This window comes from Pseudomonas sp. S5F11 (genome assembly GCF_019641515.1).
GTDB lineage: Bacteria > Pseudomonadota > Gammaproteobacteria > Pseudomonadales > Pseudomonadaceae > Aquipseudomonas > Aquipseudomonas rhodesiae.
On sequence record NZ_JAIFJZ010000001.1, the window covers coordinates 1541597 to 1567476 of the forward strand.

Annotated in this window: 22 protein-coding genes, 4 tRNA genes and 1 pseudogene; 12 read left to right on the forward strand and 15 right to left on the reverse strand. The window is 60.3% G+C overall.

Translation table 11 applies throughout. The annotated features are described in order from the left end of the window. Positions 1-29: 29 nt before the first annotated feature. From K1567_RS06675 to K1567_RS06690, 4 genes are all read right to left on the reverse strand, one after another. Positions 30-809 (reverse strand): ABC transporter permease, encoded by a 780-nt coding sequence (locus K1567_RS06675; RefSeq protein ID WP_034096712.1) that lies wholly within the window; start codon positions 807-809, stop codon positions 30-32. Continuing rightward, positions 806-1738, reverse strand: a complete 933-nt coding sequence (locus tag K1567_RS06680) for an ABC transporter ATP-binding protein (protein WP_034137625.1) — start codon at positions 1736-1738, stop codon at positions 806-808. The genes K1567_RS06675 and K1567_RS06680 overlap by 4 nt, the downstream gene beginning before the upstream one ends. Before the next feature lie 134 nt (positions 1739-1872). After that, entirely contained in the window at positions 1873-2490 is a 618-nt protein-coding gene (locus K1567_RS06685) for a glutathione S-transferase family protein (protein WP_034096710.1), read from the reverse strand. A gap of 44 nt (positions 2491-2534) precedes the next feature. Beyond that, positions 2535-3194: a transglutaminase family protein gene (locus tag K1567_RS06690; RefSeq protein ID WP_169868313.1), complete on the reverse strand. Its 660-nt coding sequence runs from the start codon at positions 3192-3194 to the stop codon at positions 2535-2537. A gap of 192 nt (positions 3195-3386) precedes the next feature. Here K1567_RS06690 and K1567_RS06695 point away from each other — a divergent pair, with 192 nt between their 5' ends. Further along, complete coding sequence (locus K1567_RS06695; protein ID WP_220698275.1) at positions 3387-5834, forward strand: acyl-CoA dehydrogenase; 2448 nt, start codon at positions 3387-3389, stop codon at positions 5832-5834. 74 nt (positions 5835-5908) lie between these two features. Next, positions 5909-6316: a PA2817 family protein gene (locus K1567_RS06700; protein ID WP_034096707.1), complete on the forward strand. Its 408-nt coding sequence runs from the start codon at positions 5909-5911 to the stop codon at positions 6314-6316. Between the two features lie 26 nt (positions 6317-6342). On the opposite strand, the gene K1567_RS06705 is transcribed toward K1567_RS06700, so the two are convergent. Continuing rightward, entirely contained in the window at positions 6343-7275 is a 933-nt protein-coding gene (locus K1567_RS06705) for a LysR family transcriptional regulator (RefSeq protein WP_220698276.1), read from the reverse strand. Positions 7276-7364: 89 nt separating this feature from the next. On the opposite strand from K1567_RS06705, the gene K1567_RS06710 reads away from it, so the two are divergent. Then, positions 7365-7991, forward strand: a complete 627-nt coding sequence (locus K1567_RS06710; protein WP_034096796.1) for a serine-tRNA(Ala) deacylase AlaX — start codon at positions 7365-7367, stop codon at positions 7989-7991. Between the two features lie 31 nt (positions 7992-8022). Here the strand turns inward: K1567_RS06710 and K1567_RS06715 are convergent, their stop codons facing one another. Both K1567_RS06715 and K1567_RS06720 read right to left on the reverse strand, forming a co-directional pair. Beyond that, positions 8023-9597, reverse strand: coding sequence for an alkaline phosphatase (locus K1567_RS06715; RefSeq protein WP_034137622.1), 1575 nt, complete (start codon positions 9595-9597; stop codon positions 8023-8025). Next, on the reverse strand, positions 9594-10148 hold the full coding sequence (locus K1567_RS06720; protein ID WP_034096704.1) for a GNAT family N-acetyltransferase: 555 nt from the start codon (positions 10146-10148) through the stop codon (positions 9594-9596). The genes K1567_RS06715 and K1567_RS06720 overlap by 4 nt, the downstream gene beginning before the upstream one ends. Positions 10149-10338: 190 nt before the next feature. Between K1567_RS06720 and K1567_RS06725 the strand changes: the two genes are divergently transcribed. The 6 genes from K1567_RS06725 to K1567_RS06750 all read left to right on the forward strand — a co-directional run bounded on the left by K1567_RS06725 (position 10339) and on the right by K1567_RS06750 (position 17547). After that, positions 10339-10746 (forward strand): biopolymer transporter ExbD, encoded by a 408-nt coding sequence (locus tag K1567_RS06725; RefSeq protein WP_034096703.1) that lies wholly within the window; start codon positions 10339-10341, stop codon positions 10744-10746. 2 nt (positions 10747-10748) lie between these two features. Next, positions 10749-11474 carry an energy transducer TonB gene (locus K1567_RS06730; protein ID WP_034112736.1) on the forward strand — a complete coding sequence of 242 codons (726 nt, stop codon included), beginning with the start codon at positions 10749-10751 and terminating at the stop codon, positions 11472-11474. A 24-nt stretch (positions 11475-11498) separates the two neighbouring features. Further along, positions 11499-13778, forward strand: coding sequence for a TonB-dependent receptor (locus K1567_RS06735; RefSeq protein WP_034096701.1), 2280 nt, complete (start codon positions 11499-11501; stop codon positions 13776-13778). Between the two features lie 18 nt (positions 13779-13796). Then, on the forward strand, positions 13797-14444 hold the full coding sequence (locus K1567_RS06740; RefSeq protein WP_034112732.1) for a MotA/TolQ/ExbB proton channel family protein: 648 nt from the start codon (positions 13797-13799) through the stop codon (positions 14442-14444). 50 nt (positions 14445-14494) lie between these two features. Next, entirely contained in the window at positions 14495-15712 is a 1218-nt protein-coding gene (locus tag K1567_RS06745) for a phospholipase D-like domain-containing protein (RefSeq protein WP_034096699.1), read from the forward strand. A gap of 95 nt (positions 15713-15807) precedes the next feature. Beyond that, complete coding sequence (locus K1567_RS06750; protein WP_220698277.1) at positions 15808-17547, forward strand: dipeptidase; 1740 nt, start codon at positions 15808-15810, stop codon at positions 17545-17547. A gap of 99 nt (positions 17548-17646) precedes the next feature. Here the strand turns inward: K1567_RS06750 and K1567_RS06755 are convergent. From K1567_RS06755 to K1567_RS06770, 4 genes are all read right to left on the reverse strand, one after another. Further along, positions 17647-17722, reverse strand: a tRNA-Gly gene (locus K1567_RS06755). A gap of 3 nt (positions 17723-17725) precedes the next feature. Continuing rightward, positions 17726-17801, reverse strand: a tRNA-Glu gene (locus tag K1567_RS06760). 105 nt (positions 17802-17906) lie between these two features. Beyond that, a tRNA-Gly gene (locus tag K1567_RS06765) sits at positions 17907-17982 on the reverse strand. Between the two features lie 2 nt (positions 17983-17984). Next, positions 17985-18060: transfer RNA gene (locus tag K1567_RS06770), tRNA-Glu, on the reverse strand. 379 nt (positions 18061-18439) lie between these two features. Here K1567_RS06770 and K1567_RS06775 point away from each other — a divergent pair. Together K1567_RS06775 and K1567_RS06780 are read left to right on the forward strand one after the other, a co-directional pair. Then, the gene (locus K1567_RS06775; protein ID WP_080761411.1) at positions 18440-19210 is read left to right on the forward strand and encodes a hypothetical protein; all 771 of its coding nucleotides are present in this window, start codon (positions 18440-18442) and stop codon (positions 19208-19210) included. A gap of 117 nt (positions 19211-19327) precedes the next feature. After that, positions 19328-20140 (forward strand): alpha/beta fold hydrolase, encoded by an 813-nt coding sequence (locus K1567_RS06780; protein ID WP_169903248.1) that lies wholly within the window; start codon positions 19328-19330, stop codon positions 20138-20140. 34 nt (positions 20141-20174) lie between these two features. Here the strand turns inward: K1567_RS06780 and K1567_RS27920 are convergent, their stop codons facing one another. The 4 genes and pseudogenes from K1567_RS27920 to K1567_RS06795 form a co-directional block, all read right to left on the reverse strand. After that, positions 20175-21092, reverse strand: coding sequence for a methyl-accepting chemotaxis protein (locus K1567_RS27920; RefSeq protein WP_373873647.1), 918 nt, complete (start codon positions 21090-21092; stop codon positions 20175-20177). Continuing rightward, positions 21084-22175 (reverse strand): annotated as a pseudogene (locus K1567_RS27925) (HAMP domain-containing protein); the annotation flags it as partial. The pseudogene K1567_RS27925 and the gene K1567_RS27920, both read right to left, overlap by 9 nt. 80 nt (positions 22176-22255) lie before the next feature. Then, positions 22256-23668 carry a PLP-dependent aminotransferase family protein gene (locus K1567_RS06790; protein ID WP_169903249.1) on the reverse strand — a complete coding sequence of 471 codons (1413 nt, stop codon included), beginning with the start codon at positions 23666-23668 and terminating at the stop codon, positions 22256-22258. Positions 23669-23870: 202 nt separating this feature from the next. Beyond that, positions 23871-24632 (reverse strand): SDR family oxidoreductase, encoded by a 762-nt coding sequence (locus tag K1567_RS06795; RefSeq protein WP_034096693.1) that lies wholly within the window; start codon positions 24630-24632, stop codon positions 23871-23873. 228 nt (positions 24633-24860) lie between these two features. Here K1567_RS06795 and K1567_RS06800 point away from each other — a divergent pair, with 228 nt between their 5' ends. Continuing rightward, positions 24861-25865 (forward strand): NADP-dependent oxidoreductase, encoded by a 1005-nt coding sequence (locus tag K1567_RS06800; RefSeq protein WP_034096692.1) that lies wholly within the window; start codon positions 24861-24863, stop codon positions 25863-25865. Positions 25866-25880 lie beyond the last annotated feature (15 nt).

Consider the following 25880-nt stretch of genomic DNA (forward strand, 5'->3'; position numbering starts at 1 on the left):
TCCCACATTTTCACTGCGTTCGGAGCAGCTTAGGTGCGCATCCCGCGCCCACTGACCAGCAACCGTGCACACCCGATGTAAAGCACCACAGTGGCCACGATCATAAAAGTGATCGCCACGCTGATCTTGATATCCGATACGCCGAGGATGCCGTAACGGAAGGCATTGACCATGTGCAGGACAGGGTTGGCCAACGATACGGTCTGCCAGAACGGCGGCAGCAGGCTGATGGAGTAGAACACCCCGCCCAGGTACGTCAGCGGTGTCAGCACGAAAGTCGGGATGATCGAGATGTCATCGAAATTGCGCGCAAACACCGCGTTGATAAAGCCCAGCAGCGAGAAAATCGTCGCCGTTAGCACCACCACCAGAATCGTCACCCCCAGGTGATGCACCTGCAGATGGGTAAAGAACAGCGACAACAGCGTCACGATCACGCCCACCATCAAACCGCGCAACACACCGCCCAGGGTGTAACCGATAAGGATGGTGTGGGGCGACACCGGCGACACCATCAGTTCCTCGATGGAGCGCTGAAACTTGCTGCCAAAGAAGCTGGAGACCACGTTGCCGTAAGAGTTGGTGATCACCGACATCATGATCAGGCCCGGCACGATGTACTCCATGTAGGTGAAGCCACCCATGTCGCCGATCTGCCGACCGATCAGGTTCCCGAAGATTACAAAGTACAAGACCATGGTGATTGCAGGCGGCAGCAACGTCTGCGGCCAGATCCGGGTAAAGCGCTTCACTTCGCGATAGACGATGGTCTGCAGGGCGACGAGGTTGGGTTGCAGTTCGGAACTCATACCGCCACCTTCGCCAGATTTTTCTCCACCAGGGACACGAACAACTCCTCAAGGCGATTGGTTTTATTACGCAGGCTCAGCACTTCGATGTTCTGGGTCGCCAATTGCGTGAACAGCGCGGTGATGCCCATGGCTTTGTCCACCTGGACTTCCAGGGTATGGCTATCCACCAGGCGGCAGGGGTAGCCGAGCAGTTGCGGTGCGACGGTCAGATTGTTCTTCAAGTCCAGCAGGAACGTTTCCACATGCAACTGGCTCAGCAGGTTACGCATGCTGGTGTTCTCGACGATGGTGCCGTGGTCGATGATGCCGATATTGCGGCAAAGCTGCTCAGCCTCTTCCAGGTAGTGGGTGGTGAGGATGATGGTGATGCCCTTCTCGTTCAGCTCGGTGAGAAAGGTCCACATCGAACGCCGCAGCTCAATGTCCACGCCGGCGGTGGGCTCATCGAGGATCAGCAGGCGCGGCTCATGCACCAAGGCGCGGGCGATCATCAAACGCCGCTTCATGCCGCCGGACAGCGAACGCGAAGGCACGTCGCGCTTGTCCCACAGGCCCAATTGGGTGAGGTACTGCTCGGCGCGCTCCTTGGCGATTTTCGCCGGGATGCCGTAGTAGCCCGCCTGGGTCACGACGATGTCGAAAGTCTTTTCGAACTGGTTGAAGTTGAATTCCTGGGGCACCACACCGATGCAACGCTTGAGCGCCGCCGGGGACTGGTCCAGGTCATTACCGAAAATATTCACCGTGCCGCTGGTTTTGTTGACCAGGGTCGACAAGATGCCGATGGTGGTGGATTTGCCGGCACCGTTGGGGCCGAGCAAGGCGAAGAAGTCACCCTCAGCAACGTCCAGATCGATACCACTCAGGGCCTGGAAACCGTTGCCGTAGGTTTTGGTTAGCTGCCGGATGGACAGAGCGGAACTCATATCGGATTACGCACCAGAGAAGGGAATAGAAAGAGTAGATGAGGGCGCACCGCCCTTAGTTCAACGACAGCGCAGGACAGGCATGGTGCTTGGCCGCGCCGCACAAGTACAGTCACCCGTATTAATAGTAGGTATTAAGTCAACGCGGTCATGACGGCTTTTCGGTAGGCCGGGCGTTGCTGCAAACGCTGGTACCACGCCTCCAGATGCGGCATGGCCGGCCGTTCGATGGGCATTTCAAACCACGCGTAGATAAAGCTGCCCAGGGGAATATCGCCCATGCCGATGGCGTCGCCGGACAGGTAGGGTTGTTCGGCCAGCGCCTTGTCCACCATACCGAGCGCGTCAATGCAGGCGTTGCGCCCGGCATTGATGGCATCCCAGTTCCGTTGCTCCGCTGGGGTGCGCACGATGCCCCAGAACACTGCTTTGAATGGCTCGGCGAGGGTCGAGGTGGTCCAGTCCATCCACTTTTCCGCGTTGGCGCGGGCCTTGAGGTCGGTCGGATACCAGCTCGCCCCGTGCTTGGCGCACAGGTAGCGCACGATGGTATTGGATTCCCACAACACGAAGTCGCCGTCTTCGATCATCGGCACCCGACCATTGGGGTTCAATGCACGGTACTGCGGCGTGTCGACCACCCCAAAAGCGCCGCCCGCATCGATGGCTTCATAGTCCAGGCCGAGTTCCTCGGCGCACCACAGTGCCTTCCTGACATTCGATGAATTTTTACGACCCCAGATTTTCAGCATGACCGCGCCTTAGTGGATGGGTGGACGCAGCAGCATACGCCGGTTCACGAGCGGCTTAAATCCGCCTGCAAGTCGCCGAGCAAGGGAGGCAGCCCATCGTCAAACAGGTGCGGGTAACATTTCTGCAGGTGGGAAAAGAAAAAAGCCTCCGGCACATCGGTAAATTGCCCATGGTCCACCACGTATTCCATCGAGCGCTGGCCTTGGCGATTGAAGGGGTGGAAAACGCTATCGTTGATACCGTCGAACGCCAAGGGCGGCACATCGAAAAGTTCGCACAGCTGGGCATTGAACGCCGGCGTGGCCTTGACCCAGCGACCGTGCAGATACAGTTCGGTGTACCCATGCATGGCGAACACATCACTCTTGAGCAATGCGATCAGGCGTGGGGTCGACAGGTGGTTGCGCACGTCCGCCAGGCCGATGCGTGCGGGGATGCCGCAATACCGGGCGCAGGCGGCGAGCAAAGTGGCCTTGGGCACGCAGTAACTCTCACGGCTGGCCAGGGCGAAACTGGCACTGAGGGTGCGCGGATCGCGACTGAAGGTGTAGGGGTTATAGCGAATCGCCTCACGCACGGCATAGTAAAGACTGACCGCCTGGTCACTTAAATCCGCGCTGGTTCCGCGATGTTTTACCGCGAACTCCACCACCGCAGGGTGGTCACTATCGATGAAGCGGCTGGGACTCAAGTACGCATTCATGATGTTTCATCTCCGAGGCAAGCCTGGAGTTTAACCACAGGCTCACCCCACGGATAACGACGATTCGGCCAAATGTCGGCGCCCGCTGCAGGGGGCTGTCAGCACAACTGGTTACACCCTGACCACCGCGTTTTCCCGGATGCCGACTAAGCTCCTTGGTGGTTTCGCCCTTGGTTTCACGGAGGATTGAATATGCTGTTGTTGTGGATACTGGTTCTGGTGGTCGGCATTGCCTACCTGGCACACCGCCGCACCGCGCCCCTGCCCGCCCTGGGAGTGGTCGCCGTTTACCTGTTGGCGATTGGCGCCTGGAGCCACGCACCGGGCTGGTTGTTGGTGATCCTTTGGGTGCTGCTGGCCGTCGTCGCGGCGCCGCTGCTGCTGCCGGACCTGCGTCGCCAATATTTCACCAGGCCGCTGTTCAGCTGGTTCCAGAAAGTCCTGCCGCCGATGTCCGAAACCGAGCGCGACGCCATTGACGCCGGTACGGTGTGGTGGGACGGCGAACTGTTCAGCGGGCGTCCCGACTGGGACAAATTGCTCGCCTACCCCAAGGTGCAGTTGACTGAAGAAGAACAAGCCTTCATCGACGGCCCCACCGAAGAACTCTGTGCGATGGTCAGCGACTGGGAAATCGGCCAGGCCATGGACCTGCCTCCAGCCGCCTGGGAGCACATCAAGACCCACGGTTTCTTCGCCCTGATCATTCCCAAGGAATACGGTGGCAAGGGCTTTTCGGCCTACGCCCACTCACAGGTTGCGATGAAGCTCGCAACCCGCAGCGGTGACCTGGCTTCCACCGTAATGGTGCCCAACTCCCTCGGCCCGGCCGAATTGCTGCTGCATTACGGCACCGACGAACAACGCAACCACTACCTGCCGCGCCTGGCGCGTGGCGACGATATCCCCTGCTTCGCCCTGACAGGTCCGCTGGCCGGTTCCGACGCCGGCGCCATGCCCGATACCGGCGTGATCTGCAAAGGTGAATGGCAAGGCCAGGAAACCATCGGTCTGCGTTTGAACTGGGAAAAACGCTACATCACCCTTGGCCCGGTCGCGACCCTGCTGGGGCTGGCGTTCAAGGCCTACGACCCCGACCACCTGTTGGGCGAGGAAGAAGACCTGGGCATCAGCCTGGCCTTGATTCCCACCGACACCCCCGGTGTTGAAATCGGCCGTCGCCATCTGCCTTTGGGCGCGGCCTTTATGAATGGCCCCAACTCCGGCAAGGACGTCTTTATCCCCCTGAGCTACCTGATCGGCGGCCAGGAAATGCTCGGCAAGGGCTGGATGATGCTGATGAACTGCCTGTCGGTAGGCCGTTCGATTTCCCTGCCGGCGGTGGGCACCGGCGCCGCGAAGTTCACCAGCCTGGTGACCGGCCAGTACGCCCAGGTACGTGAACAGTTCAACGTGCCGCTATCGGCCTTCGAAGGCATCCAGGAAGCCCTGGCCCGTATCGGCGGTAACGCCTGGCTGATGGACAGCGCGCGGATGCTCACCGCCAATGCCGTCGACCAGGGCGAAAAACCTTCGGTGCTGTCGGCGATTCTCAAGTACCACCTCACCGAGCGGGGCCGCGAATGTATCGGCCACGCCATGGACGTGCATGGCGGCAAGGGCATCATCATGGGCCCGAACAACTACCTGGGCCGCAGTTGGCAAGGCGCGCCGATCTTCATCACCGTGGAAGGCGCGAACATCCTGTCGCGCAACCTGATGATCTTTGGCCAGGGTGCCATCCGTTGCCATCCCTTCGTGCTCAAGGAAATGGCGCTGGCCGGGCGTGAAGATAAGGACCAGGCACTCAAGGAATTCGACAGCCTGCTGATGCAGCACATCGGCTTCGCTGTCAGTAACGCTGCCAGCACGCTGGTGCTGAACCTGGGCATCGGCCACTTTGAGAAAGCGCCGGGCAACCGCCTGAGCCAGGGCTACTTCCGTGCATTGAACCGCCAGGCAGCGGCGTTTGCGCTGCTCGCCGACCTGAGCATGATGTTGCTGGGCGGCGAATTGAAACGTCGCGAACGCCTCTCGGCGCGTCTGGGGGATGTACTGAGCCACATGTACCTGGCATCGGCGGCACTCAAGCGCTACCACGACCTGGATTCGCCGGATCACTTGGAACCCTTGTTCGTCTGGGCCATGGAGGAAAGCCTCGGTGAGTCGGAGCGTGCATTGGATGAACTGCTGAGCAACTTCCCGAACAAGGTGCTTGGCTGCCTGATGCGGGTAATCGTATTCCCGTTTGGGCGTCGCCATACTGGTCCGTCGGATGCGCTGGATGCCGAAGTGGCCGCAGTGATCGGTCGTGCGAAAGGCGACCCGACCCTGGAAGAATTGCTGGCCGGCTGCTATCGCCCGCAATCGGCGGAAGATCCGGTGGGCGCCCTGCAACATGCCTACGATCTGCTGAACGCCAGCCACCCGCTGCAAAAGAAACTGCACACCGCGCTCAAAAGCGGCCAGCTCAAACCGGCTGCCGGCGAGCACGCCATCGACGCGGCACTCACCGCCGGCGTGTTGCAGGCGGCTGAAGCGCAGACACTGCGCGACGCCGAAGCGGCACGCCGCAAGGTGATCGACGTGGATGATTTCAGCAAGGAAGAACTGGCCCAGGCTGAGGGCAAAGTCCGCTGATACGAGCGGTCATATAATTACGGGCGCGTGAGCTATATACTCTCGCGCCCGTTTTTGCTTTGAGGACTTATCTCGTGTCCAACGTCGTTGCCGATCATCTCGTCTTGCTCGACCACCTGCGCAGCATCCTGGTAGCCGTCGGCGAAGCCGAACAGGTGCCCGAGGAAAGTCACGCCCTGTTCCTGGAGCGCTTCGACGAACTGCGCGCCCTGTTGCCCATCGACCCAATCGAAAGCCAGTACCTGGGCCAAGACCTGATGAGTCAGGTCATCCTGCGGTACCCGCAAATTGCCCACCTCGTACCGCGCGACCTGCTGTGGTTCTTTGGCGGCGACTGCCTGCACTTCATGCCCGATGAAGAACTGGACCTGTACCAGGCCCTGGAAGAACGTCGCTACGAAGCCGAACAGAACGACGAACCGTTCGACTGGAACCAAGAAAAGCAGCTGCTAGCCATGCCGGACGACCAGAGCAAACACTGATCTGCCAGGAGCGAGCCTGCTCGCTCCTAACGTTTTCTCAGCGTCGGCTCCTTGGCCATGCACGCCACCAGGTAATCGATAAATACCCGTAGCTTCGGCGGCAAATAGCGTGTCGGCGAATGCAGCAGCCACGCCTCGCCGTGGTACGACGCAATAAAATCCCACGCCGGCAACACCTGCACCAAGCGCCCCTCCTCCAAGGCATGGCGCGCCGTGAAATACGGCAGGCTGCCAATACCCACATGCTGCAACACCGCATCCAGACGCACGCCGGTATGGTTCGCCGCATAGCGCCCGCGTACCGCAACGGTCACGGCCTTGGGGCCCTGGCGAAACTTCCAGCGTGAATCCGCCGGTGTCTCGCCAAGATAAATGCAGCTGTGCGCCGCCAGATCATGGGGATGGCCCGGCGTACCGTGCTCGGCCAGGTACTGCGGTGTCGCACAGAGCAAATGTTCGATCGGCAACAACTGCCGGCCCACCAGCCCCGGCGGCGGGCTGTCGGTGATGCGAATACTCAGGTCGACGTTGTCGTCGATCAGGTCCACATGGCGATCCTCAAGGATCAGCTGCACATCCACCTGGGGATAGCGTCGCAGGAATTCCGGCATGTGCGGATGTACGACAAACCGCCCCACCGCCTTGGGCACGCTGACCCGCACCAGCCCCTCGGCTTCATGGGTGAACTGGCCACTGATCTCCATCACCGAACGCGCCGCGTTGACCATTTCCTGGCAGCGCTTGAACACCTCTTCACCGCCCTCGCTAAGGCGCAGTTTGCGCGTGGTGCGTTGCAGCAAGCGGGTCGCCAGCGCCCGCTCAAGACGCGAAATACTGCGACTCACCGCCGAAGGCGAAACGCTCAGTTGGCGCGCCGCTTCGGAAAAGCTGCCGGCCTCCACCACTTTGACGAACATCGCCATTTCCCCCAGCAGGGGCAACGGAAGATTAATGCTCATGACGCACAGGTCCATTGATAATTGAACGGATTATCACCCATTCGAGCAGTATTTATACTGCCCGTAGAACCCTGATGCGGATGCAGATGATGACCGAACGCCTGTTTTTTACCCACGACCACCTGACCGCCGAGCTTGAAGTGCTGAGTTGCACGCCCCACGACGATCACTTCGCGGTGATCCTGCAATCGACCCTCTTCCACCCTCAAGGCGGCGGGCAGCCGTTCGACACCGGCTGGCTGGGCGAAAGCCAGGTGCTGCGTGTCACCCAGGAGGCCGACCGCGTGGTGCATTATGTCGACTGCCCTGTAGAACCCGGTCCGATCACCGCAAGGGTCGATGAACAGCGCCGCGCCCTGCACACGCGCCTGCATTCGGCCGGTCACTTGATCGGCAACGTCGGCGAAACCCTCGGCTGGATGCCGATCAAAGCCCACCACTGGCCGGGCGAAGCCAAAGTGACGTTTATCCGAGGCGACGCGGCGCAAGCCATGCAGGCCGAGGCGATTCAACAGCAGCTCAACGAATGGATCGCCGCCGACTATCCCCGTCATATGGCCGTGGACAACGGCACTCGCGAAGTCGGCTTCGGCGAACTGCCCGCCTACGCCTGCGGCGGTACGCATGTGCAGACATTAAGCGAATTGGGCCAAGTTACCATCCAGGCCCTGTCCGAGAAAAAGGGCGCGCTGTCGGTGCGCTATACCCTGGATTGAAGCGTGTGTTGAGCGTTCACCCCTGACGCCCTCAAATCGCGACCGCCCCTGCTCTCCCCGGCTCCACCGCGAACGATTTGAGGGTCGACACCGTCGCCGCAGGGTCCTGCGGGTCACTGATGACACGCAGGTGCGTAAGCATCTGCCGCTCCTGCATCTCCACCGAAACGTAGCCGCGCTGGCGGCTGTCGAAAAACTTCACATGGGGGTTCATGGGCAGGATTTTGCTGAACGCCTCGAACGGCGGCCCATCGGAAGTCACCGAGGTGCCGACGAATTCGGTGGCGATCACCGGCGAATCCGGGTCATTGCCATCGACGTGTAGGTCGTTGGCCCAAAACGAGTGGATATCACCGCCCCAGAACACCGGGTTGTTCACCCGGTTGCGCTGAATAGACGCCAGCATCCTTGAACGATTGGCCATGTAGCCATCCCAACCGTCGGTCCAGCGCCCCGGCTTGTGGTTGGTCAGGTCCCGTTGCACCAGCGGCGCCACCAATAAGTCTTGAGCGATCACATTCCACTGCGCCCTGGAGTGGGCAAAGCCCTGATCCAGCCAAGCCTCTTGCTGCCAACCCAGCATCGTGCGACCAGGATCGCGCAACTCGCTGCACGGGTTAGTCACCACATGCCCCTGATGACTGCCATTGGCCAACACGCAGGGTTGCTCGGAGCGGTATTGCCGACCATCGAGTACATGAAAACGGGCGAGTCGTCCGTAGTCCAGGCGCCGGTAAATGCGCATATCGGCGCCTTTGGGCTGGCTGCTGGCGCGCAGCGGCATATGTTCGTAATACGCCTGATAAGCCGCCGCCCTCTGCTGGAGAAATGGCGCCATCGGGGTTCTCGGGTCCTGGGACCAACGGTTGGCGTAGTCGTTCTGCACTTCGTGGTCGTCCCAGGTCGCCACGCTGGGGGCGGCAGCGTGCAGGGCCTGCAAATCCGGATCGGTTTTATACAGTGCATAGCGGTTGCGGTAATCGCTGAGGCTCACCGCGTTGCCACTGCCATGGGCGCGAAATACCTTGCCTGACTCCGGCGCGTAGGAACTGTCGTAGATATAGTCGCCCAGGAAAAACACCAGGTCCGGCTGCTCGGCGGCCAAGTGGCGATACGCACTGAAATAGCCACGCTCCCAATGGGAGCACGAGACAAATCCCACACGCGCCGATGTCATTGCCTGCAACGGTGGCGCCGTACGTGATTGCCCCACCGGGCTCTGCGCGCCCAGCCCTTCAAACTGATACCAATACGGCCGCCCCGCCTGCAGCCCTGCCACCTCCACATGCACCGAATGCGCCCAGCGCTCGCTGGCCATGACCTCCCCCTGGCGCACGATGCGCGTCATCGCCGCATCGCTGGCCACCCGCCAACGCACCGGCACCGCGCGGCTCAAGCCACCGCGCCCGTCTACGGCATTGAACCGCGGCGCCAGCCGCGTCCAGATCACAAAGCCATCCGGCAGCGGATCCCCCGAGGCCACCCCGAGGGTGAACGGATAGTCCACCCCGGCACTGCGGGCGAACGGACTGAGGATCGAAAACGTGGTGGCCACCGCCAGCCCGGCCAGCACCCGACGTCGCCCCTGATCGACCGGGCCGTTCATACGCGGTGCTCCCACTCAGAACGCAGGGCGGCGAACACCAGCATGTCCTCATGCACACCGTTCTTAAGAAACGCCCCGCGCAGACACCCCTCGTAGTGCAGACCGATTTTTTCCATGACCCGCGCCGATTCTTTATTACGGCTGAAGCACTGACTGCCCACGCGGTGCAGCCCCAACGCCTCAAACCCATAGGCCATCAAGGCAGTGGCGGCCTCAGCCGCAAACCCTTGGTTGCGCTCAGACGCCGCCACCCAGCCGCCCAAGTGCCCATACCCGTGTGCCGCGTTGATGCGCAGACTGACGACGCCGATCAATTCATCATCGTCGCGCCGGTGCATACCCAGGCTCAGCAACCCCGTGGCGCGAAACTTTTCCTGCATCCCCTCGATAAAATCCTGCGCGGTTTGCAGCGTGTAGGGCGACGGAATGCTGGCCGTGTTATCGGCGATCTTCGGCCCGTTGGCCAGGGCGCATAACCGCTCGGCCTGGTGCGGTTCCAGTGCGTGCAGCAGCAGGCGCGGGGTCGACAGATACGGCAATTGGCAACTCATTCCTAAGGGCCCTCAATGTAAATTTTTTGAGAATGCGCGCCTTGGATTTCAATTCTGTTACGCCGGAAAAATGACCCTAGAGTCTTCTGTAAGACCCGTCCTAGAGCCCTCAAAACGTCAATTAAAGTTAACCAATCGGTCATTTTTGCTTGTTAGCGTGTCGCCCCTAATTCAATAACGGGGTAAGGGAATGAGAACCTGGGACGAACCGAAAAAACGCAAGGCGCACATCGAATTGATCCCGATGATCGACGTGATGATGTTCCTTCTGGTGTTTTTCGTACTCGTGAGCCTGAACGTGATTCCGGCCCTCGGCATGAAGACGCAACTGCCCAGCGCCAGCAGCTCGCAGCAGCTCAAGCCGCAGAACAAATTCATCCTGACCCTGGGCGTGGAAGGCCAGTTGCAACTCGACGGCAAGGACCTCACCGTCGACGCCCTGGTACCGGCGCTCAAAGCCGCAGAGAAGCCCGATACCAAGTCGACGATCATCGTCAACAGCGATAAGGGCGTGGAGGTTTCGCGCCTGGTGGAAGTGATGGACACCCTGCGCCTGGGTGGCTTCACCTCCGTGTCCATTGCCACGCGTAAGTCCTGACCATGTACGTTCTGTTTCGTGTGCGCCAACTGCTGGGCAGTGTCCCGGCCGTGATCGCCCTGGTGCTGATTGCCATGGGGATCCAGTCCCAGACATTGAAGGTCGAGCCGGTGTATGACGAGTCGGCGGTCGAGCTGGCCCTGGTCGATCCGGAGCCAGAGCCGCCAGTCATCCCGGAACCGGTGGTTGAGCCGCCACCACCGGTGATCGAGGAAGCCGACGCCGAGCCGGCGCCGCCGCCTCCACCGCCTAAACCGTTGCCAAAACCCGAACCCAAGCCCAAGCCCAAACCGCTGCCCAAACCGGTAGTGGCGAAAGCCGCGCCTACTCCGCCCCCGGTTGCCGCCGCCAAACCGGTACCAGCCGTAACCGCCCCAGCGGCACCTGCGCCGGCACCGCCCGCGCCGCCGAAAGTCGACGGCCAAGCCCTGGAGGGTGGCTATCTCAAGGGCCTGCGCAACGAGTTGGACACGTACAAGCAGTATCCCACCGGCCGCCAGGCATCCCTCGAACGCCCGAGCGGCGAGGTGGTGGTGTGGTTGTTGGTGGATCGCCAGGGCCGCGTGCTGGATTCCGGCCTACAGACCCCGGCGTCGAGCATGTTGCTCAACCGGGCCGCCACCAACAGCTTGCGTCGTATCAAGCAAGTCAAGCCGTTCCCCGAGCAAGCCTTCGGGGGCCGCAATGAGCAGCGCTTCACCGCCACCTTTAACTACAGCGTGCAATAAGCACCCGACACCAGGACGACACTGATGAGGTTCACACGGATTCATCTGGCACTCGTTGCCGCGAGCATGGGGCATGGCATGGTCATGGCCGACACCAACGACAGCGATGTCGGCACCATTGGCGTGCAAGGCAAGGCCACGGCGGGTGGCGGCTACATGGTGCAGGAAGAAAGCATCAAGGGCCGCTCCACGGTGACCAAGGAAGCGCTGGATAAACAGACCGCCACCGGCAACGCCGTGGACAAGCTCAAATACACCCCGGGCCTGAACATCTCCAGCGAAGACAACACCGGGCTGTCGGGCTTTCGCTTCACCATGCGCGGCCTCAACTCCGACCAGGTGGGGATGTCGGTGGATGGCATGCCGATCAACGACTCGGGCAACTACGCGCTGTATTCCAACCTGCTGGGCGACCCGGAAAACATCGAGCAGATCTTCGTCACCCAGGGCTCAGCGGAGGCCGACGGCCCGCACATCGGCTCCAGCGGCGGCAACATCGGGATCGTGACCGTTCGCCCAACCAAAGAAACCGGCGCATTCGTCAAACAGATCATGGGCAGCAACGCCACGCGCAAGACCTTCGCGCGGCTAAATACCGGAGAGATCAACGGCCTGAGCAACTGGCTGTCGGCTTCGCATACCGAAGGGGACATGTGGCGTGGTTCCGGCGCCGTGCGCGCGGATAAAGTCGAGTGGAACAGCTTTTTCGACGCCGGCGATGGCAACACCGCCAACCTGATCCTCAAGTACCACGAGCAGGACAACAACAGTTACAGCCAGTTGACCAAGAGCCAGTTCCAACAGAACGGCCGCAAGTTCGACCCCTACCCCGCCACCCCATCGGTGGGCAGCAACGGCAAGGTCAACAGCTATTACGCCCTGGCACAGAACCCGTTCCAGACTTTTACCGGCGTGCTCAACACCCAATTCAAACTGGCCGACAACCTGGCCCTGTCGGTGATCCCGTATTACTACTGGGGCAACGGCAGCGGGGTCGGTTCGTCCAGCTATGCACTCAACCGCGGCTCCAACGTCGGTGGGGTGTTCGACCTGAGCAATTTGCCGACCGCCGCGCAGTACAACGCCGACGGTTCGTCCACCACCGGCGTTTACTACCGTCCTTCACGCACGCAGACCTGGCGCCCCGGCATCACCACCAAGCTGAACTGGGACCTGGAAGAGCACAGCCTGCAATTCGGTTACTGGTATGAGCGCGCGCGCCAAAGCCAGACCCAGCCGTTCATTGCCCTGAAAAACAGCGGCAAGCCCAGCGACACCTGGCCGGATGGCGATGCCGTGGTCGATGCCAACGGCAACACCGTACAGGGTCGCGACCGCTTTACCGTGACCCCGGCGCAGAAGGTCTGGGCCCAGGACACCTGGTACATCAACCCGGACTGGACCCTGGTGGCCGGCCTTGCCTACATGAACGTCAAGCGTGACGGCACCAACCACGGCAGCCTCACCGAGCAAGCCGAAAAACGTAACCAGACCTACAACAAACTGCTGCCCAACGCCGGCCTCAAATACCAGTTGGATGAGCGGGACCAGTTGTTCTATAGCCTCTCGCGCAACATGCGCATCCCGCAGAACTACGTGCTGTACGACAAGGGCGCCGGCTCCATCGACGCCAAACCGGAAACCAGCTGGAACCACGAGCTGGGCTGGCGCTACACCGATGACGACATGACCGTGGCCGCCACGCTGTTCTACATGCAGTTCAAGGATCGCCAGGTCTCCTCCAAGGACATCAACGGCGACTTCGCCGATATCAACGCCGGCTCCGTCAACAACAGTGGCCTGGAACTGGAATGGAGCGGCCTGCTGCCCCACCACTTCAACTACTACACCTCCTACACCTACACCAAGGCCGAGCAGCAAGACGACCTCACCGTTTATAACGCCGGCAAAGCCATCCTGTTGCCCACCAGCGGCAAGCAGTTCGCCAACGTGCCGAAGAACATGCTGGCGGCCAACATCGGTTATGACGATGGCCACTACTACGGCACCTTCGGCGGCAAATACACCAGCAAGCTCTACGGCGACCTGACCAACGACGAAGCCATCTCCGGCCGCACCGTATTCAACGCCGGTGCCGGTATCTACCTGCCGGTGGACAAGAAAGTGGTGAAGGACGCGACCCTGCGCCTGAACGTCGACAACCTGTTCGACAAGAAGTACCTGGACGGCGTCTACACCACCAAGACCAACTCCGCCAGCTACAGCGGTTTTCGCGACGGCGACCCGGCGTACATCGTAGGCCTGGAACGTACCGTGACGGTTTCCCTGGAAGCCAATTTCTAACTTGCGAGGTCAGTGAACATGGACATGAATTTGCTCCACGACATCACCTTCTATGTGATGTACGCCGCGATGGCGATTGCCATCTTTATCACCATCGAGCGCGGCATCTACTTCGCCTATGTGCGCCGCCAGGCCCGCGCCCTTAACAAAGTGCTTGGCGCCAATGTGCACAGCGAACGCGACTTGCCTCAGGAGTTGGCCCGTCGCCATAGCCTGCCGTTGGATATGGTCTTGCCAGTACTGGCACAAAAAGCCTCCCACGGCTCGCGCAAAGACCTGGATGACGTAATCGAAACCCAGTACCTGAGCACTCGCGCACCGTTGGCCCGCAGCCTGTGGATCATCGAAACCATCACCACCGCCGCGCCTTTGTTGGGCTTGCTGGGCACCATCCTCGGCATTATCGACACCTTCAAGGCGTTGGCCACGGCGGGGGTGTCGGACCCTGGGCAGATTTCCGGCGGCATCGGTACGGCGTTGTTCGCCACGGGCTTGGGGATTGCCATCGCGCTGTTCTGCGTGGTGTTTCATAACTTCTTCCAAGACAGCCTGGAGCGCATCAACGATCAGTTGAAAATCCTGCTGATCCGCGCCGCCACTGGCGCCCGCGTGCAGAGCGAAACGCCGCACCTGGTGCCGACGCCGTTGCACAGCCGCACCGCATAACCGTTTGAGCGGGCGCGCAATGCGCCCGCTTCTATTTAAAAGAGAGCCTTATGTCCGCCTCCTTGAAAATGCGTATCGCAGGCCTTGCCGGTTTGCTCCTCAGTCCGCTTGCCCAGGCGGACTTTTCAATTCCAGGATTTGAATTGGTACACACCGTACCAGTGGACACTGCCCTCGGCACCGCCGATCTACGTCAGCCGGGCCCGGTCTGGATCGAACTGTTCGACGGGGCGAAAAACACCATTGATATCGGCCAGTTCTACGCGGCCGATCATCCTGGGTCGGTCATGGACAAGGTCATCGACCACCTGGAAGCCGCTGGCAAGCGCGGTGTGAAGATTCGCTTTTTGATGGAAGAAAAAGGCATCAAGTTATCGGAGGGTTCAACCCTGGAACGCTTGCGTGCGATCCCCAACCTGACCTTCCGCGTGATGCCCTACGGGCAAGTCAGCGGCGGCATCATCCACGCCAAATACATGATTGTGGACGCTCGGCAGGCATTTGTCGGCAGCCAGAATTTCGACTGGCGCTCCCTGGAACATATCCATGAAACCGGGTTGCGCATCAGCGATGCCACGGTGGTGGGCCAGGTACAGGCGATTTTCGATCAGGACTGGCAAGCCCAGCAGGCGCTGGCCGAGCACCGACCGGTGCCATTGCCGGCGACCGGCCAGGCGCCTGTACGCACCGGCAATTACCTGGTGGCCAGCCCGCAGCGTTACAACCCGCCGGGGGTGGGCGACTCACAGCTGGAATTGCCCCGCTTGTTGGCGGAAGCGAAAAAAGAAGTCCGCGTGCAATTGCTCGACTACGCACCGCTGTCCTATGGACCGGACAATACGCGCCCCTACTATGCAGTGATCGACAATGCCGTGCGGGCCGCGGCCGCGCGCGGTGTGTCGATCAAGCTGATGGTGTCCAACTGGAACACCGACAAACTGGAACTGCCTTACCTCAAGAGTCTGGCCGTGCTGCCCAATGTGCAGATCAAAATTGTCACCCTGCCCGAGGCCAAACAGGGTTTTATCCCCTACGCGCGGGTAATTCACAGCAAGACCATGGAGATCGATGGTCAGCTCGCGTGGGTGGGCACCAGTAATTGGCTGGGCGGCTATCTGGATAATTCGCGCAACCTGGAGGTGGTGATGCGCAGCGAAACCATGGCCAAGCGTGTCGGGGATTTGCACCGACAGTTGTGGGACGGCCCCTACGCTAGAGCCCTGAACGTGACCGATGAGTATCCAGCGCCCCACCCTGGCCAGCATTGACCCGATACACCTGAGTGGTGGTAGTGTGTAGAAATGTTTCTGACAGTTTGATCAGAAACGTCCTACTCACTACTGGCAAAGGAATGCGACTTTCCATGCACTTTCCACTCAAGCAATTGGTGGCTGCGAGCCTGTTCGCGGCCACGCTAACGGCAGTCAGCTCCCCGGCATTCGCCAATATCACCGCCGAGCAAAGCACGGCGATTCTCAAGCACTTCGGCGAAACGCCGGTCAGCGATTTCCGCGGTTTCCTGGCCACCCTGGGCAAGGGCGATCTGGGCAAGACCACCGATGTGGGCCCGGCGATCAACGCCTTTCTCGACAACAAAACCCTGAGCGCCGAGCAGCAGAACGAAATCAACCGTTTGCTGGGCATTTACACGCGGATCAAATACGGCAAGGCCGCTCTGGAGACGCTGCGGGAACTGGTGGAAATCCCGACCTTCAACGTGGACGGCGTACCGCAGTACCAGAACCCGGAATTCCTCAAGATCGCCGACAAGATCCAGGCCCTGGCCAAAGCTTTCAACCTGAACTTCCGTAACATCGACAACCGCGTGTACGAAATTTCCCTGGAAGGCAGCGGCGATGAAGTGGTCGGCATCCATGCCCACGCCGATGTGGTGCCGGTGACCCCGGAAAATTGGGTGCTGAAGGACGGCACCAAGCTCGACCCGTTCAAAGTCACACTGATCGGCGATCGCATGTACGGCCGCGGCACCGAAGACGACAAAAACGGCATCGTAGTGGCGATATATGCCATGAAGGTGATCAAGGAAGAGAAGCTGCCGCTGGCGCGCCAGTTCAAGCTGCTGGTGGACACCACCGAGGAAACGTCCGGCGACGCCATCCCGTATTACTTCGAACACAACCCGACCCCGCAGTACAACCTGGCACTGGATGGCGGTTACCCGGTGGTGATTGCCGAGAAAGGCTACGGCACGGTCATGGCCACGTTCCCGCGTCGCAAAGGTGAAGGCAGCGGCGCGGAAATCGTGGCGATGACCGGCGGCATGGCCACCAACCAGATTCCATCGGCATCGGTTGCCACGTTTGTCACCGATCAGCCGGCCGAACTGGCGGCTAGCCTGCAAAAGGCCGGCGCGGAATATGCCAAGCGCAACGGTGGTGATTTCGAAGTGGCCGCCAAGGTTGAGGGCAAGGATGTGAAACTGACCGTCACCGGCGTGTCGGCACACTCGTCCGAGCCGGAGTCGGGTGTCAACCCGGTGGCGCGCATGCTGGAGTTGATCCACAGCGTCGACGGCAAGATTGCCCTCAAGCACAACCACATCACCGATGCCGCGCGTTATGCGTCGGACAATTGGGGCCTGGATTACCTGGGCGGCAAGTTGGGCGTGGGCTTTGCCGACGAATTTATGGGCCCGCTGACCACCTCGCTGACATTCGTCGGCCAGGACGACAAAGCCTTCAAGCTAGCGGTGAACCTGCGCGTGCCGAAGGGCAAGTCGCCGGAAACGCTCAAAAAAGAAATCGCCGACAAACTCAGCGCCTGGGACAAAAACAGCAAAGTGGCGGTGGACTTCACCTATTCGATTGCCGAGCCGATGTACCGCAACCCGGAAGGCGAATGGGTCAAAGCGTTGCTGGCGGTCGCCACTGAAAACCTGGGCATGGAACATAAATTCGGCACCTCGGCCGGCGCCACCTCGGTGCATGAACTGCCCAACGGCGTGCAATTCGGCCTGGCTCGCCCGGAAGTGAAGTACACCGGGCATACCGACAATGAGTTCAAGACGGTCGATCAGTTCTTGCTGGACTTGCAGATCGTCACTGAAATGATGGGGCGCGTCGGGCAGTTGCCGAAGCTGTAATAGCAAAAAGCCCGCCGTGTTGGCGGGCTTCTCCAGCTTGATAAAAATCAAGCGCACACAAAAACGCCGATCATCGCTGATCGGCGTTTTCATTGAATATGGAGCGGGAAACGAGACTCGAACTCGCGACCCCGACCTTGGCAAGGTCGTGCTCTACCAACTGAGCTATTCCCGCAAATGGCGTCCCCTAGGGGACTCGAACCCCTGTTACCGCCGTGAAAGGGCGGTGTCCTAGGCCACTAGACGAAGGGGACACGCTACTGAAACACATGGTGTGTATTTCAGTGCCCAGAGGCCTCATCCGAAGACTTGGTCCTGGTTTCACTCAGTGCCGCCCGAGAGCAACACTGCTTAAAAATTGGAGCGGGAAACGAGACTCGAACTCGCGACCCCGACCTTGGCAAGGTCGTGCTCTACCAACTGAGCTATTCCCGCATTGGCGTCCCCTAGGGGACTCGAACCCCTGTTACCGCCGTGAAAGGGCGGTGTCCTAGGCCACTAGACGAAGGGGACACACGTACAACATTCACTCCCTACCGCGTTTCGCTGTGTGCTTTACGCTGTAAGTGGCGCGCATTCTATGGATGGATTGAAAGGTCGTCAACCCCCAAGGATAAATTTATTTAAATCAATGACTTCGCCCCCGTTCTGGGGCCTGCGAGGGCACTTTGCCCGCCCGCACCTTGACGCCTATATTCTGGCGCATGACAAGACGCTATAGTCCACCCTGACGAGTGATGGCAATATGAAGCCAACCATTTCAGCGCTCACCTATATAGATAGCAAGGGAGCCTGAGAAGAAAGAACTACGCGGCATCTGGTCGATCAGACCTATCCGCCTGATGGTCCAGTCACTACACTCTCCTGTAAACCCTATAAAGAGGTCACACCGGTGACACCACTCATGATCACCCTGCTGGTAATAGCCGGGATCGCAATACTGATCGCCATTGGCTACATGAACCATGTGGTGGAAAACAACAAGCTGGAAAAACAGCGCACCGAGATCGAACTCAACGATCGCCTGCGCCGTTGCGGTGAAATCACCGAGACGTTTCCTGGCCAGCTCATGACCCCGGCACTCAAGTTGCTGATGACCCGCCTTGAACTGAACGTCAATCAGCGCCTGTTGAACCTCAATAAGACCAACGCCGCGCTCAAGGCCCGAATTACTGAGCTGAATGCGCTGGTTGGCCAGGGCGAATCGATACCGGTTAACAACCCGCCCGCACCGATCCAGACCGAAGCTAAGGCCAAGGATGTACGCTTCCTCCTCGAAGCCCTGCACGGCCAGGTTACCCGCGCCGCCCAGGATGGTTTCCTGCCGGCCAACGAAGCCAAGCACTGGATCAGGGAAATTCGCCACATTCTGGTGTTGCTGCACATCGAGTTTTTCAACAATCTCGGCCAGCATGCGCTGCAACAAGGCCAGCCGGGCCAGGCGCGCCTGGCTTTCGAGCGTGGCGTGCAGTACCTGCGTAAGCAGCCGGAGCCGGTGCTCTACAGCGCCCAACTGCAAATGCTCGAATCCCAGCTGGCCCGCGCCAACTCCACCGTGCTGACCAACAGCAAGCCGGCCGAAGACGAGGTCAATGAATTGACCGAAGGCTTGAAAGTGGTGGACGCCGACGCCGAGTGGAAAAAGAAAGTCATTTACGACTGATCCCCTCCTCCCTATCTGGCGAACCTTGTTCGCCAGATGCCATCACTTTGCATCTATCCTCCCGCCTACGACTAGCGTAAAAAAGTGCCCCTCACACCGTGAAGAAAGAGGCCTGCTATGCCTGTCGCCGTGATTGATGGACAACCGCTGCATTACATCGACCAGGGCTGCGGCCCGGCTGTCCTGCTGGGCTCGAGTTACCTGTGGGACCGCACTATGTGGGCGCCGCAGGTCGAGGCACTGTCGCAAAAGTACCGCGTGATCGTGCCCGAGCTATGGGGCCACGGCGAATCGGGCCCACTGCCCCCGCGCACCCAATCTCTTGACGACCTGGCGCGCCAGTCCCTGGCCCTGCTGGACCAGTTGGATATCCCCAGCGTAAACCTGGTGGGTCTGTCGGTCGGCGGCATGTGGGGCGCGCGCCTTGCCCTGCTCGCGCCTGAACGCGTTAACAGCCTGGTACTGATGGACACGTACCTGGGCGCCGAGCCCGAGGCCACGCTTCAGTACTATTTCTCACTGTTCAAGATGATTGAAGAAGCCGGCGCTATCCCTGAGCCGCTGCTGGATGTGATCGCACCGATTTTCTTCCGCGCCGAAATTGACCGCGAGTCGGCGTTGTATCAGAACTTTCGCCAGTCCCTGCGAGACTTCCCCCGGGAACGCCTGCTGGACAGCATTGTGCCTCTGGGCCGGCTGATCTTCAGTCGCAAGGATGTGCTCGCGCAGCTGCCGCGCCTGGACCGCGACACCACCTTGGTAATGTGCGGCCAGCAGGACAAGCCTCGGCCACCGGCAGAATCGGCAGAAATGGCCAAGCTGATCGGTTGCAGCCTGATCCCGATTCCGGACGCGGGGCATATCTCTTCGCGGGAAAACCCGGACTTCGTCAATGAAGCCCTGCTGACGTTTCTGGCCAACCACGCTTAATTGCCCGCGCCTTTGGTCGCCGTCAGCGCGGCAATCAGAGGCGGAAGTGCCCCACCATACCCTTGAGTTCGGCGCCCAACTGCGCCAGCTCGATACTCGACGCGGCGTTCTCCTGCATGCTCAACGCCGACTGATCGGCGCTGGCTCGAATACTGGTGACACTGCGGTTGATCTCTTCGGCCACCGAGCTTTGCTCCTCGGCGGCGGCGGCAATCTGCTGATTCATCTGCTGGATCAGCGACACCGCTGACGCAATGCTGCCCAGAGCACTTTCGGTTTCCAGCGCATCGCTGACCGCCAGCTTCACCAGTTCACCACTCTGTTGAATCTGCTGCACCGACGTTTGTGCGGCGCTGCGCAAGGTGCCGACCAGCCGTTCGATCTCTTCGGTCGATTGTTGCGTACGCTTGGCCAACGCTCGCACTTCATCGGCCACGACGGCAAAGCCGCGGCCCTGTTCGCCCGCCCGTGCGGCTTCAATGGCGGCGTTCAGCGCCAGCAGGTTGGTCTGCTCGGCAACACTTTTGATCACGCTCAACACCGTACCGATATGCTGGATTTCCGCACTCAGGCTTTCGATGCTGGCACTGGCGCCTGTGCTGGACGTGGCCAACAGCTCGATGCGCTGCAAACTCTGACGCACCACCTGCTGGCCGCTGTCGACTTTCTCGTCGGCGGTCTGTGCCGCCTGCGCCGCTTCTTCGGCGTTGCGCGCCACATCGTGCACAGTGGCGGTCATCTGGTTCATGGCGGTGGCCACCTGCTCGGTCTCTTCCTTCTGGCTGCTCACCTCGACATTGGTCTGCTCGGTCACGCTGGACAGCGAATGAGCGGAGCTGGCCAATTGCTCGATACCGGCCTGCAACCCGCTGACCATATGGCTTAAACCATTACCCATCTGCTGCATGGCCTGCATCAACTGGCCGATTTCATCGCGCCGGTTGACCTCCATCCGACCGCTTAAATCGCCATCGGCAATCCGCTGAGCCACGGAGATCACACTGCGCAGGGGCGCAACGATCAAGCGGGTAATCACCCAAGATGCAATCAAGCCCACCAGCAGGGCCAGTGCCGACGAGCCGATTATCAGCAACGCGCTTTTCTTCAATTGCGCCTGCATCGACTGATCTTCGGCGTTATAGGCCTGGTTGACCCGACTGACCACCTGCTCCGCTCGATCATGCAATTGTGTGTAAACCAGTTTTTCCTGAGCCAGCAGGTCCGTGTATTCGCCGAGTTTTTCGCCGAAGGCGGCAATATGTCCCGACACCTCGCCAAGTACGGTCTGGTAGCCCGCATCCTTGACTGAGGTTTTCAACTGCTCGACCTGCGCCAGGGCCTGTTCTGCCTGCTCGATCTTGCCTTGCTCGATATTGTCTTCGTCTACCTTACGGCTCTGATTCAGACGCACATGGGCTTCGTTCATGGCTTGCAGCATCAAGCGCGACACCTGGCTAACCTGACCGGCCTGCTCGATAAACTCGGCGCCCTCCTTGCCCTGGCTTTCCTTGAGCCCATAGGCACCGTCGTCCGCCAGACCGGCCTGCAACACATCAAGGTTGTTGGCCACGCTGGACACTGACCAACTGGCCATTTCCAGGGCCAGGTCCTTGGTCTGGGTCAGTTCGACAAACTCATCGAAAGCCTTGCGATAGGCGGCAAGGGCCTGCTCGACATCGGTCATGGCTGGCACATTGGCAGCGGATTGGGTCTTGAGGCTGGCCGCCTCAGCGGCCAGGGCATCGACGGCCTCATGCAGCGCGTCGACCGCCTTGGGGTCGGCGTGCAAAGCGTAGTCCTGTTCGATCAAGCGCACCTTGAGCAAACCGCTGTTGAGCGAGGACATGGCCTTGAGCCCTTCGAACCGTTGCCCGACGGTTTGCAGGGACCATACGCCGATGGCCGCCACTACCGCCGTCAACAGCAGCACCAGGGTGAAACCCAAGCCCAGTTTTTTCGCCATACCCAGGTTGGCGAAACGTCGTTGCACGGCCGAAATCATTGCACTTGATCCTCTTGCAATGGCAGATGCCATCAAGCCCGGTAGACAAGCAGCAGATTGGCAACGACAGGGGCCTCAACACAAGACACTGACGCCGGAATAATGGCAAAAAGCTACACGCCCGTCGTTTTCAGAATGGTCGAGGTCGATCTAGCGGGCCCCACGGCACGCATCAGCGCCAGAGCCCGTTGGTCTGAAGCATAGGCTACATTGATGCGCAGCCACTCACTGTATTCGCCGGTTGGGTTGAAAAGTGAGCCCGGCGAGAGCAAAACACCGAGCCGGCGGGCAAACGCCTGCACCCGCGAGACGGCATTCGCCCCCGGTCGCGCCCATAGGAACATGCCGCCGGCGGGCACGGTAAACACCTCCCACTCTTCGTCTTCCAGCACCTGTAAGGTAGCAGCCATCTCAGTGCTCAGCCGCTTGCGCAAGCGCTGCACCCATTTGCGATAGGTACCGTTGGCCAGCAGCGTGCTGACCACCGCTTCGGCAAACCGCGAGGTGCCGAAACCGGTGGAGGTCTTGAGGGTGGCCAGCCGGGCGATAAGACTTGCTTCCGCGCAGAGGTAGCCAACGCGCAAAGCACTGCTCAAGGTCTTGGAAAAGCTGGCCACGTAAATCACCCGACCTTCATGGGGCAACGCCGCGAGCCGGGTGCAGGTGGCGTGCTGCAGGTCGCCGTAGACATCCTCCTCAATGATCAGGAAGTCATCGCGACGAGCCAGCTCCAGTAGCCGTTCGGCCACGACACGGCACAGGCTGGAGCCAGTCGGGTTGTGATACAGGCTGTGAGTGAACAAGCATTTTGGACGATGGCGCTGCAACAGCGCTTCGAGCGCCTGGATGTCCGGCCCGCCCGGTGTGCGCGGCACTTCCAGCAGGTGCACACCATGGAACGCCAGTTGCCGGTAAAGATTGCCGTATCCCGGGGTTTCCACCACCACGCAGTCACCGGCGCGCAGTAGCACACGGATCAGCAAATCCACGGCATGACTGGCGCCACCGGTGGTGAGAATGCAATCAAGACGAGTGTCGATATGAAGGTGCGTCAGGCGCTTAAGCAGTTGTTCACGCAACACGGGCAAGCCCAATGGCGTGCTGTAATTGAACAGCCCGGCGGTGTCGGTACGGCTGACTTCGCGAATCGCGTAACTGATGTCATCGCTTTCATGCCAGGCCTCCGGCAGCCAGCCGCAGCCTAGCTTCAACTCGCCCAAGGGGCTATCGGCAAAATCGCCCCAGTCGCGCTCGGCGCCTTCATACCATTGGCACTCATGGGCCACAGGCGGCTCGGCCACCATAAAGCCGGCGCCGTGCCTGTGGGCCAGCAATCCTTGGGCGACCATGCGCTCTAAAGCTTCGATCACGCTGGACTGACTGAGCAGATTATCGAGGGCCAACCGCCGCACCGACGGCAAGCGAGTGCCGGGGCTCACCTCGTTCTTGCGAATCCATTGCGTCACTGCACTGACGATTTGCTGCACCACCGGTACAAGGGCTTGTCGATCGATCCCTAAATCCATGCGCCACTCACTTCAACTGTTTGTTTTCAACCCAACGAGTTAAGCACAGAAGCGCGTAATGACCGGTGGCCAAGATTTATTAAAGTATTGATTTTATTGAGTTATTTACCTTGTGATACATATTCGATCGCGGCGTTTAGCCAGCTCCGGAAACGCCCCACATCCCTCCCAGACCTTTTCGAATGGGGCGTCACACCGCGTCCTAAATCGCTGTTGCGCCACCGTCCACCGCTAATGCCTGGCCGGTGGTGAACGCCGCGCCATCGCTGCACAGGTACAGCACCGCGCTGGCGATTTCCTCGACCTTGCCGATACGCCCCACCGGGTGCATGGCGGCGGCGAAATCGGCCTTGCGCGGGTCGGCTTCATAGGCGCGCCGAAACATATCGGTGTCAATCACCGCCGGGCATACGGCATTGACGCGGATTTTCTTTTTCGCATATTCGATGGCCGCCGACTTGGTGAGGCCGATCACCGCATGCTTGGACGCGGCATATATGCTCATCTTCGGCGCCGCCCCCAGGCCCGCCACCGAAGCGGTGTTGACGATGGCACCGCCGCCCTGGGCCAGCAGCAGCGGCAACTGGTGCTTCATGCACAGCCACACGCCTTTGACGTTGACGCCCATGATGGCATCGAACTCGTCCAGGCTGCCGTCGGCAAGTTTGCCCTTTTCGATCTCGATACCGGCGTTATTGAAGGCGTAGTCCAGACGCCCATACGCCGCCAGGGTCTGCGCCATCAATTGCTGCACCTCGGCTTCCTGAGTCACGTCGCAGCGCACGAACAACGCCTCGCCACCGGCCTGACGGATCAGCGTCACCGTCCCTTCGCCGCCGGCCACATCCAGGTCGGCCACCACGACTTTCAAACCTTCGGCGGCGAACGCCAGGGCAGTAGCGCGGCCGATACCCGCAGCGGCGCCGGTGACCAGGGCGACCTGGCCGGAAAACGTCATGCTCATGGAGGGATGTCCTATGGAGGAAATATACGTGGCGGGAGTCTAGCCAAGGTCATGATGCACACGTCAGCACTATCAAAAGGCCGGTTGGCGCTGCATGAGCGGCAGTGATAAGGCGACTGGGCCTACCATCAGCGCGGCCTATCGACGAGCATTCGCACCTCTCGCCGACCTTGCTCCCAGGCCCGCCAGGGTCTATCACTGAGCATTCATTTCTAACGAGTCCCTGCCATGACCGCCCAGACCAATCGCCAATTCCTGCTCGCCAAACGCCCGGTCGGCGCCGCTACGCGGGATACCTTCACGTACCAGGAAGTCCCAGTGGGCACCCCCAAGGACGGTGAAGTACTGGTGCGTAACGAATACCTGTCCCTCGACCCGGCCATGCGCGGCTGGATGAATGAGGGCAAGTCCTACATCCCACCGGTCGGCATCGGCGAAGTAATGCGCGCGCTGGGCGTAGGCAAAGTGATTGCGTCCAACAACCCCAAGTTTGCCGTCGGCGATTACGTGAACGGCGCCCTGGGGGTGCAGGATTATTTCCTCGGCGAGCCCCGAGGTTTCTATAAGGTCGACCCAACGTTGGCACCATTGCCGCGCTATCTGTCCGCCCTGGGCATGACCGGCATGACCGCCTACTTCGCCTTGCTGGAGACTGGCGCGCCGAAGGCCGGTGAGACGGTGGTGATCTCCGGTGCCGCCGGCGCCGTGGGCAGCATTGCCGGTCAGATCGCCAAGCTCAAAGGCTGCCGCGTGGTGGGCATTGCCGGCGGAGCCGACAAATGTGCATTCCTGGTGGATGAGCTGGGCTTCGATGCGGCCATCGATTACAAGAACGAAGACGTACCCGCCGCCCTCAAGCGCGAATGCCCCAAAGGGGTGGATGTGTATTTCGATAACGTTGGCGGCGATATTCTCGACGCGGTGCTCAGCCGCCTGGCCCTCAAGGCTCGGGTCGTGATTTGCGGCGCAATCAGCCAGTACAACAACAAGGAAGCGGTCAAAGGCCCGGCCAATTACCTGTCACTGTTGGTCAATCGCGCACGGATGGAAGGCTTCGTGGTCATGGATCATGCCGCGAACTTCGCCGCCGCCGGGCAGGAAATGGCCGGCTGGATGGCGCAAGGTAAGCTCAAGAGCAAGGAAGATATCGTCGAGGGGCTGGAGACGTTCCCGGAAACCCTGATGAAACTGTTCAACGGCGAGAACTTTGGCAAGTTGGTGTTGAAGGTCTAAGCGCACTGGCCAAAA